13 protein-coding genes and 1 pseudogene are annotated in these 15,999 nt (G+C 64.3%); 4 read left to right on the plus strand and 10 right to left on the minus strand.

What is annotated here, in order from left to right; translation table 11 throughout:
* The first annotated feature begins 37 nt into the window (after positions 1-37).
* Entirely contained in the window at positions 38-1,570 is a 1,533-nt protein-coding gene (locus IFT75_RS02600) for a DHA2 family efflux MFS transporter permease subunit (RefSeq protein WP_192053165.1), read from the plus strand.
* A gap of 100 nt (positions 1,571-1,670) precedes the next feature.
* On the opposite strand, the gene lpxH is transcribed toward IFT75_RS02600, so the two are convergent.
* On the minus strand, positions 1,671-2,405 hold the full coding sequence (lpxH, locus tag IFT75_RS02605; RefSeq protein WP_192053167.1) for a UDP-2,3-diacylglucosamine diphosphatase: 735 nt from the start codon (positions 2,403-2,405) through the stop codon (positions 1,671-1,673).
* Complete coding sequence (locus tag IFT75_RS02610; RefSeq protein WP_122476043.1) at positions 2,402-2,905, minus strand: peptidylprolyl isomerase; 504 nt, start codon at positions 2,903-2,905, stop codon at positions 2,402-2,404. Before IFT75_RS02610 ends, lpxH begins: the two co-directional genes overlap by 4 nt.
* Positions 2,906-3,134: 229 nt before the next feature.
* On the opposite strand from IFT75_RS02610, the gene IFT75_RS02615 reads away from it, so the two are divergent.
* Both IFT75_RS02615 and cysS read left to right on the plus strand, forming a co-directional pair.
* The gene (locus tag IFT75_RS02615) at positions 3,135-4,832 is read left to right on the plus strand and encodes a glutamine--tRNA ligase/YqeY domain fusion protein (RefSeq protein ID WP_192053169.1); all 1,698 of its coding nucleotides are present in this window, start codon (positions 3,135-3,137) and stop codon (positions 4,830-4,832) included.
* Between the two features lie 29 nt (positions 4,833-4,861).
* Positions 4,862-6,244 carry a cysteine--tRNA ligase gene (gene cysS / locus IFT75_RS02620; protein WP_192053171.1) on the plus strand — a complete coding sequence of 461 codons (1,383 nt, stop codon included), beginning with the start codon at positions 4,862-4,864 and terminating at the stop codon, positions 6,242-6,244.
* A gap of 157 nt (positions 6,245-6,401) precedes the next feature.
* On the opposite strand, the gene IFT75_RS02625 is transcribed toward cysS, so the two are convergent.
* Genes IFT75_RS02625 through IFT75_RS02655 form a run of 7 tightly spaced genes read right to left on the minus strand, consistent with a single transcriptional unit; the run spans position 6,402 to position 12,885 of the window.
* Positions 6,402-7,442 carry an ABC transporter substrate-binding protein gene (locus IFT75_RS02625; protein WP_192053173.1) on the minus strand — a complete coding sequence of 347 codons (1,041 nt, stop codon included), beginning with the start codon at positions 7,440-7,442 and terminating at the stop codon, positions 6,402-6,404.
* Entirely contained in the window at positions 7,439-8,581 is a 1,143-nt protein-coding gene (locus tag IFT75_RS02630) for an NAD(P)/FAD-dependent oxidoreductase (RefSeq protein WP_192053175.1), read from the minus strand. Before IFT75_RS02630 ends, IFT75_RS02625 begins: the two co-directional genes overlap by 4 nt.
* Positions 8,578-9,933, minus strand: a complete 1,356-nt coding sequence (locus IFT75_RS02635; RefSeq protein WP_192053177.1) for an FAD-dependent oxidoreductase — start codon at positions 9,931-9,933, stop codon at positions 8,578-8,580. Before IFT75_RS02635 ends, IFT75_RS02630 begins: the two co-directional genes overlap by 4 nt.
* Positions 9,930-10,220: a (2Fe-2S)-binding protein gene (locus IFT75_RS02640; protein ID WP_192053179.1), complete on the minus strand. Its 291-nt coding sequence runs from the start codon at positions 10,218-10,220 to the stop codon at positions 9,930-9,932. The genes IFT75_RS02635 and IFT75_RS02640 overlap by 4 nt, the downstream gene beginning before the upstream one ends.
* On the minus strand, positions 10,220-11,014 hold the full coding sequence (locus IFT75_RS02645) for an ABC transporter permease (protein WP_192053181.1): 795 nt from the start codon (positions 11,012-11,014) through the stop codon (positions 10,220-10,222). Before IFT75_RS02645 ends, IFT75_RS02640 begins: the two co-directional genes overlap by 1 nt.
* Before the next feature lie 3 nt (positions 11,015-11,017).
* Positions 11,018-11,863, minus strand: coding sequence for an ABC transporter permease (locus IFT75_RS02650; RefSeq protein WP_122713762.1), 846 nt, complete (start codon positions 11,861-11,863; stop codon positions 11,018-11,020).
* On the minus strand, positions 11,860-12,885 hold the full coding sequence (locus IFT75_RS02655; protein ID WP_192053183.1) for an ABC transporter ATP-binding protein: 1,026 nt from the start codon (positions 12,883-12,885) through the stop codon (positions 11,860-11,862). Before IFT75_RS02655 ends, IFT75_RS02650 begins: the two co-directional genes overlap by 4 nt.
* 232 nt (positions 12,886-13,117) lie before the next feature.
* On the opposite strand from IFT75_RS02655, the gene IFT75_RS02660 reads away from it, so the two are divergent.
* The gene (locus tag IFT75_RS02660) at positions 13,118-13,948 is read left to right on the plus strand and encodes an IclR family transcriptional regulator (RefSeq protein WP_192053185.1); all 831 of its coding nucleotides are present in this window, start codon (positions 13,118-13,120) and stop codon (positions 13,946-13,948) included.
* Between the two features lie 24 nt (positions 13,949-13,972).
* On the opposite strand, the pseudogene IFT75_RS02665 reads toward IFT75_RS02660, so the two are convergent.
* A pseudogene (locus tag IFT75_RS02665) lies at positions 13,973-15,757 on the minus strand (sigma-54-dependent Fis family transcriptional regulator); the annotation flags it as partial.
* Positions 15,758-15,999: the final 242 nt, after the last annotated feature.

Consider the following 15,999-nt stretch of genomic DNA (forward strand, 5'->3'; position numbering starts at 1 on the left):
AAGGGCGGGCGCGGTATCGCATTGCAAAGGGTGGATCATGGATTCCAAAGCCTCGTTCACGCCGCCAAGCCTGTTGCTCTGCACCATCGGCCTGTCGCTGGCGACCTTCATGCAGGTGCTCGACACCACCATCGCCAACGTCGCTCTGCCGACCATTTCCGGCAACCTGGGGGTCAGCTCCGAGCAGGGCACCTGGGTCATCACCTCGTTCGCGGTGAGCAACGCCATCGCCTTGCCACTGACCGGCTGGCTGAGTCGACGCTTCGGTGAAGTGAAGCTGTTTCTCTGGGCCACACTGTTGTTCGTGCTGGCCTCGTTCCTGTGCGGCATCTCCACCTCGATGCCCGAGCTGGTCGGCTTTCGCGTGGTACAGGGGTTGGTCGCAGGGCCGTTGTACCCGATGACGCAAACCCTGCTGATTGCCGTGTATCCACCGGCCAAGCGCGGCATGGCCCTGGCGCTGTTGGCGATGGTAACGGTGGTGGCGCCGATCGCCGGGCCGATCCTGGGTGGCTGGATCACCGACAGCTATAGCTGGCCGTGGATCTTCTTCATCAATATTCCCATCGGCTTGTTCGCCTGTGCTGTGGTGCGTCAGCAGATGGCCAAGCGGCCGGTGCACCTGAGCAGGCAGCCCATGGACTATGTCGGCCTGATCACGTTGATCATCGGCGTCGGTGCATTGCAGGTGGTGCTGGACAAGGGTAACGATCTGGACTGGTTCGAGTCCGGGTTCATCATCGTCGGCTCGGTCATATCGGCCGTAGCCTTGACGGCGTTCGTCATCTGGGAGCTGACCGATGAGCATCCAGTGGTGAACCTGCGACTGTTCGCGTTCCGCAACTTCCGCATCGGTACCTTGGTGCTGGTGTTCGGCTATGCCGGGTTTTTCGGCATCAACCTGATCCTGCCGCAGTGGCTGCAGACCCAGATGGGCTATACCGCCACCTGGGCCGGCCTGGCCGTGGCACCGATCGGCATCCTGCCGGTGCTGATGTCGCCCTTTGTCGGCAAGTACGCGCACAAGTTCGATTTGCGTCTGCTCGCCGGTCTTGCGTTCGTCGCCATCGGTACCAGTTGCTTCATGCGTGCCGGTTTCAACAGTCAGGTGGACTTCCAGCATGTGGCGCTGGTGCAACTGTTCATGGGCGCTGGCGTTGCGCTGTTCTTCATGCCCACGTTGAGCATTCTGCTGTCGGACCTGCCACCGCAGCAGATTGCCGACGGGTCGGGCCTGGCGACGTTCCTGCGTACGCTGGGCGGCAGTTTCGCCGCATCGTTGACGACCTGGATCTGGATTCGCCGCGCCGATCAGCATCATGCCTACCTGACCGAGAGCATCAGCACCTACGATCCGGTGACCCGCCATGCACTGGAGCAGATGGGCGGCCACACGCCTCAGGCGTATGCGCGGATGGAGCAGATGGTCAACAGCCAGGCCTACATGTTGAGTACGGTGGACTATTTCACCCTGATGGGATGGATCTTCGCCGGGCTGGTGCTGTTGGTCTGGCTGGCCAAGCCACCATTCACCGCCAAGGCCGGGCCGGCTGCCGGTGGTGGGCATTGAACACCGTGGCGCCTGTTCGCGGCCACTGACCGCTCCTACGGAGGCACCGCGATCTACCTGTAGGAGCGGTCAGTGGCCGCGAACAGGACAGCGCGGTGTATCAGACCGCCGGCGCCGGGAAATCGAACGGCGCCAGGTTGAAGCCCCGGTCATCCACCTGCAGCACCCACCCTTGACGATCCCAGTCCCCCAGCACGATACGCTGTGCCGGCAGATCACCGATCTGCAGCTCATGCACTGCCGGACGATGGGTATGCCCGTGAATCAGGGTGGCTACACCGTGTTGGCGCATCACCCGCGGCACCTCTTCAGGGGTGACATCGACGATGTCATGGGCTTTCATCTGGGTCTGCGCCCGGCTTTCACTGCGCAGCTTGCGGGCAAGCGTGTGGCGCGTGCCCAGCGGCAGGTTGCGCAGGATGAACAGCGTCAGCGGGTTGCGCAGCACGCGGCGCAGGCGCATGTAGCCCTCGTCGCGCGTGCACAGGCTGTCGCCGTGCATCAACAGCACCGGCTGGCCGTTCAAGCGCACCAGGCTCGGATCGGCCAGCAGGGTGCAGCCGGCCTTCCTGCAGAAGCTCGAGCCGATCAGGAAATCACGGTTGCCGTGCATCAGGAAAATCTTCGTGCCACCGTCGCTGAGCGCACGCAGCGCTGCGCAGATGGACGATTGGAAAGGGGTCATGGCGTCGTCGCCGATCCAGGCTTCGAAGAAGTCGCCCAGAATGTACAGCGCCTCGGCTGAGCGCGCACGCCCGCCGAGGAAATCCAGAAACGCCCGGGTAATGTCCGGGCGTTCTTCCTGCAAGTGCAGATCGGAGATCAGCAGTATCACTCAGCGATCTCGGCTTTCTCGATGATCACGTCTTCAGCGGGTACGTCCTGGTGACCGGCCTTGGAGGTGGTGGACACGCCCTTGATCTTGTCGACCACGTCCTGGCCTTCGACCACTTCACCGAACACTGCGTAGCCCCAACCCTGGGTGGTTTTCGCGGTATGGTTGAGGAAGCTGTTGTCGCCCACGTTGATGAAGAACTGCGCCGAAGCCGAATGCGGCTCCATGGTGCGGGCCATGGCCACCGAGTACTTCTTGTTCGGCAAGCCGTTGTCGGCTTCGTTCTGGATGCTCGGGCGCTTGTCCTTCTTCTCTTTCATGCCAGGCTCGAAACCGCCGCCCTGGATCATGAAGTTGCCGATCACGCGGTGGAATACGGTGTTTTCGTAGTGGCCGGCCTGCACGTACTCGAGGAAGTTGGCCACGGTCAGCGGGGCCTTTTCGGCGTTCAGTTGCAGGACGATGACGCCGTGGTTGGTGGTCAGTTTGACTTTGGACATGGGTCTCTCTCTGTTCTGTGGAGAATGTTCTGTGGAAATTCGCTAGCGACGGCGCCCAGTTTACAGGCGACGATGCCTATTCAAAGGCTGTTTTTTGCCGCGCTGCAGGATTTACCCGATAGTTTGTCGGGGCTGGCCTGTCAGCCGGTTGACCGCTTCGGCTATGATAAGCGCTTTGATTTGGTCGGCCTACCCTGGCTGCCGCCGCATCGTTCGTTCAAGGATTCCAATGAGCAAGCCCACCGCCGACAACGCTCCCAACTCCAAAGGCAATGGCCCTGCCGTGCCCGCCAACTTCCTGCGCCCGATCGTCCAGGCCGACCTGGACGCCGGCAAGCACAGCCAGATCGTTACCCGCTTTCCGCCCGAGCCCAACGGTTATCTGCACATCGGCCATGCCAAGTCGATCTGCGTGAACTTCGGCCTGGCGCAGGAATTCGGCGGTGTCTGCAACCTGCGTTTCGACGACACCAATCCGGCCAAGGAAGATCAGGAATACATCGACGCCATCAAGCGCGACATCAAGTGGCTGGGCTTCGAGTGGGCCGGTGAAGAGCGTTACGCCTCGCAATACTTCGACCAGCTGCACGATTGGGCCGTGGAGCTGATCAAGCAGGGCGACGCCTACGTCTGCGACCTGACCCCCGAGCAGGCGCGCGAGTACCGCGGCAACCTGACCGAGCCTGGCCGCAACAGCCCGTTCCGCGAGCGCAGCGTCGAGGAAAACCTCGACCTGTTCGCGCGCATGAAGGCTGGCGAGTTCAAGGACGGCGAGCGCGTGCTGCGTGCGCGGATCGACATGGCCTCGCCGAACATGAACCTGCGCGACCCGATTCTCTACCGCATCCGCCACGCCCATCACCACCAGACCGGCGATGCGTGGTGCATCTACCCCAACTACGACTTCACCCACGGTCAGTCCGACGCCATCGAAGGCATCACGCACTCCATCTGCACCCTGGAATTCGAAGGGCATCGTCCGCTGTACGAATGGTTCCTCGACCATCTGTCGGTGCCGGCGCACCCGCGCCAGTACGAGTTCAGCCGCCTGAACCTCAATTACACGCTGACTTCCAAGCGCAAGCTCAAGCAGCTGGTCGACGAACAGCACGTGCAAGGCTGGGACGATCCGCGCATGTCGACCCTCTCCGGTTTCCGCCGTCGCGGCTACACCCCGGCGTCGATCCGCAACTTCTGCGACATGATCGGCACCAACCGTTCCGATGGCGTGGTCGACATGTCGATGCTCGAATTCAGCATCCGTGACGACCTCGACCGCAACGCACCGCGCGCCATGTGCGTGCTGCGCCCGCTCAAGGTAGTGATCACCAACTATCCCGAAGGCCAGGTCGAGCACCTCGAGCTGCCGCGCCACCCCAAGGAAGACATGGGCGTGCGCGCCTTGCCGTTCGAGCGCGAGCTGTACATCGACCGCGACGACTTCATGGAAGAACCGCCCAAGGGCTACAAGCGCCTGGAGCCCAACGGCGAAGTGCGCCTGCGTGGCAGCTACGTGATCCGTGCCGACGAAGCGATCAAGGACGCTGATGGCAACATCGTCGAACTGCGTTGCTCGTACGACCCGGACACCCTGGGCAAGAATCCGGAAGGGCGCAAGGTCAAGGGCGTGATCCATTGGGTTCCGGCCGCGGCCAGCGTCGAGTGTGAAGTACGCCTGTACGATCGCCTGTTCCGCTCGGCCAACCCGGAGAAGGCCGAAGACGGCGCGACGTTCCTCGACAATATCAATCCCGACTCCCTGCAGGTACTGCGTGGCTGCCGCGCCGAACCGTCGCTGGCCAACGCGGCGCCGGAAGACCGTTTCCAGTTCGAACGCGAAGGCTATTTCTGCGCCGACCTGGTCGACACGCAACCGGGTCGTCCGGTGTTCAACCGTACCGTCACCCTGCGTGACTCGTGGGGCTGAGCCTCGCCAGGCCAAGTTGAGGAATCGTTGTGCTGAACATCTACAACACGCTGAGCAAGAGCAAAGAGGTCTTCACGCCGCTGGATGGCAACAAGGTGCGCATGTACGTATGCGGCATGACCGTGTACGACTACTGCCACCTGGGCCACGGTCGCAGCATGGTCGCGTTCGACCTGGTCACGCGCTGGCTGCGCTACAGCGGCTATGAGCTGACCTACGTGCGGAACATCACCGACATCGACGACAAGATCATCAACCGTGCGCGGGACAACGGCGAAAGCTTCGATGCCCTGACCGCGCGCATGATCGATGCGATGCACGAGGATGAGGCGCGCCTCAACATCCTCAAGCCGGATCAGGAGCCGCGCGCCACCGAGCACATCCCGGGCATGCTGGCGATGATCCAGACCTTGATCGACAAGGGCTATGCCTATGCGCCGGGCAACGGCGACGTGTACTACCGAGTCGGCAAGTTCCAGGGCTACGGCAAGCTGTCGCGCAAGAAGATCGAAGACCTGCGCATCGGGGCGCGCATCGAAGTGGAAGAGGCCAAGCAGGACCCCCTCGATTTCGTCCTGTGGAAGGGCGTCAAGCCAGGCGAGCCGAGCTGGGAGTCGCCCTGGGGCCCTGGCCGTCCTGGCTGGCATATCGAGTGCTCGGTGATGTCGACCTGCTGCCTGGGCGACACCTTCGATATTCATGGTGGCGGCAACGACCTGGAATTCCCGCACCACGAGAACGAGATCGCCCAGAGCGAGGCGGCCACCGGCAAGCCGTACGCCAACGCCTGGCTGCACTGCGGGATGATCCGCATCAACGGCGAGAAGATGTCCAAGTCGCTGAACAACTTCTTCACCATTCGCGATGTGCTGGAGAAGTATCAGCCCGAGGTGGTGCGCTACCTGCTGGTGTCCAGCCACTACCGCAGTTCGATCAACTATTCCGAAGACAGCCTGAAGGAAGCCAAGGGCGCGCTGGAGCGGTTCTACCATGCGCTCAAGGGCTTGCCGAAAGTGGCGGCAGCGGGGGGCGAGCTGTTCGTCGAGCGCTTTGCCAATGCCATGAACGATGACTTCGGTACGCCGGAAGCCTGCGCCGTATTGTTCGATCTGGTGCGCGAGATCAACCGTTTGCGTGACAGTGATGTCGACGGAGCTGCGGGCTTGGCCGGTCGCCTGCGCGAATTGGGTGGATTACTCGGCGTATTGCAGCTGGACTCCGACGAATTCCTGCAAGCCGGCGCTGCCGGTCGCGTCGATGCGGCCCAGGTGGACACCCTCATCGCCGCACGTCTGGCGGCACGAGCGGGCAAGGACTGGGCCGAATCCGACCGCATCCGCGACCAGCTCACCGCGTTGGGCGTTGTGCTGGAAGACGGCAAGGGCGGCACCACCTGGCGCCTGGCGGACTGATACAGCAACATTCCCCGTAGGAGCGGTCCTCGACCGCGAACCGGGCACTGCGGTGTACCAGTTGGACCGCGTCACGCTTTTCGCGGCCACGGACCGCTCCTACGGATTTTGCGTAGGAGCGGTCATCGGCCGCGAAACGGGCGACTCGGTGCGTGGCCTAGCGCTCGATCGAGCGGCTCCAGCGGGCGTTCCAGGTAGGGCGCAGCTGGTTGACCTGATCCCAGTCGATGGCCACTGCCGTTTCCAGGTATTTCTCCATCGCCTGCACCTGCCCACGGGTCTTGTCGGTTGTTGGGGTATTGGGGTTGGACGGTATCTGATCGCCTTCCTCCAGTGCCGGTGCCTGGGCCTCGGGGCTCAGCAGGTAGGCCGCCAGCTTCTGGGCCAGCTCGGGCTGGTCGTTCTTGGCGATCACGCACTCCGCCACGTTGAGCACCACTGCGCCCTCCTTGGGTTGCGCGTACTCAACCGGTACACCGCGCAGTTTCAAGGCGGTCACCTGAGTCGGTGTGAGCGGAAACAACGCGGCCTCGTCGGTCTGCACCATCTCGGAGATCTTCGCCGAACTGGCGATGTACTCCAGCACATTGGGGCCTACCGTCTTGGGCCATGCCTTGAACCCCGGTTCGACATCAGTGTCGCTGCCACCCTTCAGGCGGTTGAACATCAAGAAACCATGCAGGCCGAAGGTCGAGGAGGCGAGTGACTGGAACACCAGTTTGTCTTTGAAACGGCTGTCGGCCATGTCCATCCACGAGGTGGGGGCGGCCCAGCCATTCTTCTTGAACAGGCGCGTGTTGTAGGCCAGCCCAGTCACCCCCAGGCTGACCGCAGCCGCCTGATCCTTGATCCGCGCCTTGGCCGGGATGGCCGCCAGGCCGTCGCTGTCCTGCAGGGTGTCGCACAGGCCCATGGAGATGGCGCGGTACATGATGCCGTCGTCGAGAAACATCACATGGATCTGCGGGTTGTCCTTGCTCGCCTGGACCTTGGCGAGAATGTCCGAAGAAGTGCCCGGAACGATAACCACCTTCACATCATTGGCCTCCTCGAACGCCGGCAGCACTTTGTCGGCGTACAGGCGTTCCATGGTGCCGCCGTTCATGCCCAGGTAGAGCGTGGGCCCGGCCTGTGCGCCAGTGGCAGCCAGCAGGGCGGCTAGGGAGAGTGCGTGAACCGTAGGTTTGACTGGCTTCATGAAAGCGACCTTCCTGTATGCAGTTCAAGGGGAGAAAAGCGTTGGATGGAAAACGCGTCGATCGGCGCTCGACTGCTGCCCTCGACGATCAGTTGCGACAAGGCTTCACCGACTGCCGGGCCGATCTGGAAACCGGCTCCGGCAAAGCCGAAGGCGTGGATCAGGCCCGGCTGCGCCAGGCTGTGGCCGATCACCGGCTCGCGGTCGGGCAGGTAGCCTTCGGTTCCGCTCCAGGTACGGATCGCCTGCGCGCCGTGCAGGAACGGGTACAACTCGACGGCGTTGCGCAGGATATCCAGGGTGGCTAGCTGACCGGGGCGTGCCCGCACCGTGTCCACGGCGAAACCCTGCCCGCCGCCGAGCATGCAATTGCCCCGTGCCACCTGGCGCGCGTAGATGCCACCGCCCTCGACCCCGGTGCTGACGTCCATGACCACAGGCAGCGGTTCGGTCACCAGCATTGCCGGGTGGCCACTGGTCATCGGTACCTGCTCGCCGAACTGTTCGGCGATGTGGTTCGCCCAGGCCCCGGCACAGTTGAGCAGCCAGGGCGCGCGCAGCCGTTCGCCGTTGCTGCAGGCCAGCACGAACGCCTGGCCGTCATGGTCGAAGGCCAACGGCTGCACCTGCTCGACGATCCGTGCACCGGCACGCCTGGCCGCTGCCGCGAAGGCGGGCGATACCAGGCGTGGGTTGGCATGCCCATCGGCGCTGCACAGCGACGCACCCACGGCCACGTCGCCCACCCAGGCAAAACGCCGGCGCAACTGACCACGATCGAGCAGCTCCACCCCCAGATCGAAATCCGCGGCGGCGTCGGCCCAGGCTTGCAGACGGGCCATGTCGGCGTCGCTGCGGGCCAGCTTGAGATGACCGGAACGCACGTACTCGCCGTCGATGCCGATCAGCCCGGGCAGGTCGCTCCACAGTTCATGGGCGCGCTGCGACAGCGGCAATTGCACCAGCGAACGGCCCTGACGGCGCACGCCACCGTAGTTCACGCCGCTGGACCGCGAGCCGCAGAAGTCGCGCTCCAGCAATACCACCCGCTGACCGCGCAGCGCCAGCATCAAGGCTGCCGAAGCACCGACGATTCCGCCGCCGACGATGATCACATCGGTTTCGCAGACCTGGCTCAAGGCTGCACCTCCACACCGAAGGGCAGCGGCTTGATGGGCGCCTGCGCGCGCAGGCGACCCACTTCCTGCGGCGGGCACGCGGCGGCCTGGGCAATGATTTCCACGGTGGCGCTGCTACACATGCGCCCCTGGCACCTGCCCATGCCGACCCGGCAATGGGCTTTGACTCGGTTGATATCGGTATGGCCCTGGGCGACCACCCCGCGTACCTCGCCGACGCTGACTTCCTCGCATCGGCACAGCATCAGTTCATCGGGCGCCTGGCGAGCCCAGTCCTCGGGGAACGGGAATGCGTCTTCCAGGCCGGCACGAAACCCTTGGATGCGCGCCAGTTGCCTTTGCAGGTGCGCGCCACGCCTGGCGTCGATGGCCACACCCAGGTCTTCGAGCAGGGCCAGGGCGGCGCGCTCGCCCGCCATTTCTGCCGCATCGGCGCCCATGATCCCAGCGCCATCACCGGCCAGGTAGACCCCCGGCACGCTGCTGCGTCCGGCCTGGTCGCGGCTCGGCAGCCAGGCCCGGTTGAGCGCGCTCCAGGTAAACGCGCAACCGAGCAGGTCGGCCAGTTGCGTTTCGCTGCGCAGCGCGTGAGCGAAGGCCAACCCGTCACAGGCCAGGGTGTGTCGTTTGCCACCTTGCTGCCAGGTGACGGCTTCGACCCTGCGCTGGCCCTCGACCGTGACCAGGTTCGCGCCCTGATGCACGGCGATCCCGTGGGCGGTCAACCAGCCCCGATAGTACAAGCCCTTGGCCAGGGTCAAGGGCTGACGCAGCAGCCGGGGCAGGGCTGCGACCTGAGCAGCGAACGGCGAGCTGTCCAGTACCGCCAGCACCCGCGCGCCGGCCTTGGCGTATTGGTAGGCCACCAGATACAGCAACGGCCCACTGCCGGCGAACACCACCTGCTCGCCAATGGCGCACCCCTGGGCCTTCAAGGCAATCTGCGCAGCGCCGAGGCTGTAGGCACCGGGCAAGGTCCAACCCGGCACCGGCAGGATGCGGTCGGTAGCGCCGGTGGCGATCAACAGGCGGTCATACTTGACGGTGCCGACGCGCTGCTGGTTGAGCGTGTGCAGGTAGCCATCCTCGGCGTTCCACACCAATGTGTCGGGTCGGTAGTCGATCTGCCCACGCAGCGCGTCCAGCGCCTGATGCACCGCACCTGCCTTGCGCGCTTCGAAGCCATAGAGCTGGCTGGCAGGACGTTGAAAGTTGCCCGGTGCCCGGCGATAGACCTGGCCGCCGCCCTGCAAGGCTTCGTCCACCAGGCACGGGCGCAGGCCATGGGCGGCCAGGGTCTGCGCGGCACGGATGCCGGCCGGTCCGGCGCCGACGATCACCACCGCGTTCACGAGCGCCGCCCCGGTTCGCGGTCGACCTGCATGCCGGCTTCCAGTGGCGTGGCACAGGCGCGCACGCGGCGGCCGTCGCCCAAGCGCACCCAGCAATCCTGGCAGGCGCCCATCAGGCAGAAACCGGCACGGGCCTGGGCACTGAAGTCGCTGCCGCGCAGGTGCTCGACGCAGGTCAGTACTGCGACCAGCAGGGTATCCCCAGCCAGACCGGTCACCGCTTGTCCATCGAGGGTGAAGGGTACCGACGCGCGATCGAGTTCGGCCAGCCGCTTGAACAAAGCCATCAGTTTTTCCCCACCAGTACGCGGTCCAGGCCATACACCCGGTCGAGCAGAATCATGGTCGCCGCGGTCAAGGCGATCACCAGCGCCGACACCGCCGCCATCATCGGGTCGATGGACTCGGTGGCGTACACGTACATGCGCACTGGCAGGGTCTGGGTGGCGGGCGAAGTAACGAAGATCGACAGGGTCACCTCGTCGAAGCTGTTGATGAACGCCAGCAGCCAGCCCCCGGCCACCCCCGGCAGGATCATCGGCAGGGTGATCTGACGAAACAGGGTGAAACGGCTGGCGCCCAGCGATTCCGCCGCCTGCTCCGCGCTGCGGTCGATACCGATGGCGGCGGCGATCACCAGACGCAGCACATAAGGCGTGATCACCACCACATGGGCCAGCATCAGCCAGACGAAGCTGCCATTGACCCCCATCAGAGCGAACAGGCGCAGCATCGCCACGCCCAGCACCAGGTGCGGAATGATGATCGGCGACAGAAACAGCGCATTGAGAAAGTCGCGTCCCGGAAAGTGATAGCGGGTGATCGCCAGCGCCGCCGGTACGGCGATCAGGGTCGCCAGGGTTGCAGCCACCACGGCCAGGACCAGGCTGTTATAGAACGCATCGATGAAATCGGCGCGCTCGAAAACGGCGCGGAACCAGCGCAGGGAAAACCCGGAGGTGGGCAGGGTAAGGGTGTTCTCCGGGGTGAACGCCACCAGGCACACCACCACCAGCGGGGCCAGCATGAACACCACCACCAAGGCATGAAACGACAGGGCCAACGGACCGTTCTTGGACATCGATCATTCCCCCAGGGCTTTCTTGTAGCGACCTTCGACCAGTCGGTTCCAGGACAGCATGATCAGCAGATTGGCCAGCAACAGCGCCACGGCAATGGTTGCGCCCATGGGCCAGTTGAGTTCCGACAGGTACTGGTCGTAGACCACCGTGGCGACCATCTTCAAGCGGCGCCCGCCGAGCAGCCCGGGAATGGCGAACGAGCTGGCCGCCAGGCCGAAGACGATCAGCGTGCCCGACAGCACGCCGGGCATGATCTGCGGCAGCACCACCATGCGCATCACCTTGGCCTGGCTTGCGCCCAGCGATTGCGCCGCCTGCTCGGCAGCCGGGTCGAGCTTCTGCAGCGAGGTCCAGACCGGGATGATCATGAACGGCAACATCACATGCACCAGCGCCAGAATCACCGCGAAGGGTGTATAGAGCATTTTCAGCGGCCGCCCGCCCAGCGCTGCGATAGCCTGATTGATCAGGCCATCGGCGCCCAACAAGAGGCTCCAGCCAAAGGCGCGCACCACCACCGAAATCAGCAGCGGAGTCAGGATCAGAATCAGGAAGATCGAGCGCCACGGCGTGCCCATGCGGCTGAGGATGTAAGCCTCCGGCACGCCGATCACCACGCACAGCAGGGTCACCAGAGCGCTGATCCAGAAGGTCCGCCAGAAAATCTCGTAGAAATAGCCGTCGCTGAGCAGGGCGGCGTAGTTGGCCAGCGTGTAGCTGTCGCTCTTGACCCCCACTTCGTAGTCGAACAGGTTGAACGACAGCACCAGGGTCAGCCCCAGCGGGACGATCAGCAGACCGACGAACAGCGCCAGCGCCGGCGCCGACAGCAGGTATCCGCGGCTCATGCGCAGGCCTCGCTAGCGAGCACGCGAAGCAGCTCGCCCGGCCAGTCCAGGCCGACAGTGACGCCGGTGGCCAGCGGTGCGCTGCCATCGTTGCGACGCACCACGGTGATCTCGCCGAGCACCGTTTCCAAGCGGTACAGCCACTGGCTGCCGAGAAAATAGCGGGTCACGATAAGGCCCTGGATGCGCCCATCACCGGCGTTGCAGAAATCGATCTTCTCCGGGCGCAGGCTCAACATCAGTTCGCCTTCCCCGGCCTGTGCCAAGACCTGGGGCTGGCCCAGCGCGTCGTACTCGCCGGGCAGCAGGTTGGCCTTGCCGACGAAACCGGAAATGAACGGCGTGCGCGGGTGCTCGTAGAGCTTGTAGGGCTCGTCGATCTGAGTGACCTGACCGGCTTGCATCACCACCACCCGGTCGCTGATCGATAAGGCTTCGGCCTGGTCGTGGGTCACCATCAGGGTGGTGATGCCGACTTCACACTGGATGCGGCGACTCTCGAACTGCATTTCCTCGCGCAGGCTCGCGTCGAGGTTGGACAATGGCTCGTCGAGCAGCAGCACCGGCGGCTGGATCACCAAGGCCCGAGCCAGGGCCACCCGCTGGCGCTGGCCCCCGGACAGCTCGCGTGGGTAACGGTCGGCATGGACGGTCAGGCGCACCAGCGCCAGCACCTGGTCGACACGGGTGCGGATGTCGCTGCTGCCAACCTTGCGCATCTTCAGGCCGAAGGCCACGTTGTCGCGCACGCTCATGTGCGGGAACAGCGCGTAGCTCTGGAACACCACGCCAAGGCCACGGCTGCTGGGTTTGGCATGGGTGATATCGCGGCCGTCGAGCACGATCCGGCCGCTGGTGACATCGACGAAGCCGGCGATCATCTGCAGCGTGGTGGTCTTGCCGCAACCCGAAGGGCCGAGCAGCGAGACGAACTCGCCCTGGCTGACGCTCAGGTCGGTCGCTACCACGGCCTGCACGGGTCCGTAGCGTTTGCACAGTGCTTGAAGTTCGAGAAAGGCCATGGCTGCGTTCCACCTGTCGTTGTCGGCCGCATGTGCGGTGCGTTGATCGAGGGCAGAGGCGAAAGGGGTCCTGCAATGGGGTGGCGCTCGTTCTGAGTCGGCTGCCGGCTATTGTTGGTCTCGCCCCGTGGACGCAGAGTAGGACGAAGACTAGGATGGCGAAAGCGCTTATTTCACTGAGCGGATGGTTATTTTCAGATTAATCCTTTCAATGAAATCGGATGAATAAAACATGAGTAACGATTCCACTGAGCGGAATTCTGAGCCAGGCACAGGCGGTGTCTCCCGGTTGTTTGCCGTATTGCGTGGATTGTCGGCAGCGCCCGCCGAGGGCGAGCGCGTCATCCAGCTCGCCGAGCGCATCGGTCTGTCGCAACCCACTACGCACCGCTTGTTGCGCGGGCTGGTAGAGGAGGGCATGGTCGAGCAGGATGTACGCAGCAAGCGCTATCGGCTGAGCCTGGAGTTCTTCGCCCTGGCCGCCCGCGCCGGCAATGGCAGCAACCTGCGCGAACTGGCGCGCCCCAGCCTGCTGCGGCTGTCGGCGTCTTTGGGTGACTCGCTGTTCCTGCTGGCGCGCAGTGGCTTCGATGCCATCTGCCTGGACCGCAGCGAAGGGCCCTACCCGATACGCACCTTCACCGGCGACATCGGTGGCCGCGTTGCGCTGGGGGTAGGGCAAGGCAGCCTGGCGATCCTCGCGTTCCTGCCCGAAGACGAGCGCGAAACCGTGATCCACTACAACCTGCCCCGGCTCAGGGACCTGCACCTGTACGACGAGGTGCTGTTGCGTTCGGAAGTCGACAGCGTGCGCAAGCTCGGCTATGCCGCGCGCAACACCGGCGTGCTGCCCGGCATGGCGGGCCTGGCGGTGCCGATACTCGACCGCAACGGCCACGCGGTGGCGGCCCTCAGTGTTGCCACCATCAGCGATCGACTTGGCCCCGACCGTCTACCCACCGTGGTCGAACTGCTCAAGCGCGAAGCTGCTGCCATCGGCCCACGTCTGAACCCCTTCGACCCGACCCTGCGCAGGCCCTCGCAGACCTTCGGCAAGGTCTGAAGGGCCGCCGTGCCCGGCGTGCCCCTGTTCGCGCAGACGCTTGTAAAGCGTATTGCGGCTGACTCCCAGGCGCCTGGCCAGGCGCGAGATGTTGCCGTCGTTGGCCTGCAACAGTTCGCCCAGGTCACTGACCTTGGCCAGGGTCAGCAGCGGGCGCGGCAAGGCCTGTTCCTGCGTCGGCAGTTGGCCCGCCTCGCGAAGAAAATCCTCGGGCAGATGGTCCAGGCCTATCACCTCCTCATCGGCCAGGACCAGGGCGACCTTGACCACCGCAGACAACTGACGCACGTTGCCAGGCCATGGGTGGGCCATGAATGCGGCCCACACCTCGGCGCTGAAACCGGCGCTCTGCTGGGGTTCGCGGTGCGACTCCCACACCTGTTCGATGAGCTCGCGCTTGTCGCTGCGCGCGTGCAGGGTCGGCAGGTGCAGGGTCATGCCAGCCAGGCGGTAGTAGAGGTCTTCGCGGAACAAACCGGCCTGCACCCGCTGGCGCAGATCCTCATGGGTCGCGGAAATCAGACGAATGTCGACCGGTATCGGGTCGCCACAGCCCAGCGGCTGGATGCAGCGCTCCTGCAATACGCGCAGCAGCCGCGCCTGGGTCGGCAACGGCATGTCGCCGATCTCGTCGAGGAACAGAATGCCCTTGTCGGCTTTGCGCACCAGGCCAGGGCTGCCCTTCTGGCTGGCACCGGTGAAGGCACCACGCTCGTAGCCAAACAGTTCCGACTCCACAAGCTCGGCGGGAATCGCCGCACAGTTGACCGCAATCAGCGGGCACGCCGCGCGGCTGCTGGCCCGGTGCAGAGCCTTGACCAGCACTTCCTTGCCGGTACCGGTGTCGCCGCGCAGCAGCAACGGCACGTCCTTTTCCAACAGGCGCAGACCCTGCTGCATGGCTTTGTCCAGGCGCGGGTCGGTGCCACGTTGCGCTGCAGCCGGCGCCGGGCACGGTAAAATCGGCTTCTTGAGCAGACACTGCAACCGGTTGCGCCCTGGCGGTTGCAGGGCGAACGTGCGCTCCGGCGGGTGGTCGAGCAGTGCCTGCGGCGTCAGTCGGAACACCTGCTGCACGGTCAACCCCGGAAGCTCGACACCCAGCAGGCTGTCGGCACGACGATTGGCCGCCAGCACGCAACCGCTGTCGTCGAACACCAGCAGTCCGGCCCACTGGCTGTCGAGGTTGTTGACTCCGGTATTGAAGATCAATTGGTGATGCCGGTCGGCGAACGCCTCGAGAATCAGGCGATTCTCCACCGTCTGGCTCATCATCTTCACCAACCCGAGCGTGTGCGAAGGCGGCAGGTGACTGTCGCTGGAAACGTCCAACACCGCGACCATTTGCCGTTGCGCGTCGAAGATCGGTGACGCCGAGCCGTTCATCAAGCGGTTGGCAAGCAGAAAGTGCTCGTCGGGCTCGACGTGCACGGCCTGGCGGCAGGCCAGCGCAGTGCCGATCGGATTGGTCCCGGCCGACGTTTCCAGCCAGGACGCGCCGGGGACGAAACCTGCATGGCTGTGGGTAGCGCCCGGCTGCTCTCCCCACGACCTGAGCACGCGCGCCTGCGGGTCGGCCAGCCGAATCAGGCAGCGCGAATTGCCCAGGATGTGTTCGTAGTAGGGCAACACCTCGCGATGGGTGGTGTGCAGCAGCGCCTGGTGGCGTTCGAGGATTTGTTGCAGCGCGGCCCGTGGCAGCGGCTCGAAGCGCGGCGCGTGATGGTGCTCAAGCCCCGCTTCGCGACAGCGTGCCCAGGAGTCGTGGATGAGCCGGTCATGGGCAAGCATTGGATTGGATACGGACATGGTTCGAGTATCCCGGCACACGGCCTTGTTGTTTTTGTTCATGCAGTGTTGTTCACGGTTGTTCATTGTCAATGCGCCAGGCGTTCATTTTTGTTCAGTGATGAACCCCGCTTGCCTGTGACACATACCCTCGAACCGTTTGGCTGGCGCTTTCAGCCTTGACTGGCGGCAATTGGCACGCTTATCGCTCTGGGTTTGCCAGCAGTCGTACCGATGCGAAGCCGCAACCGCTTCCGATAATA

The organism is Pseudomonas sp. CFBP 8758 (assembly GCF_014841725.1).
Lineage (GTDB): Bacteria > Pseudomonadota > Gammaproteobacteria > Pseudomonadales > Pseudomonadaceae > Aquipseudomonas > Aquipseudomonas baltica.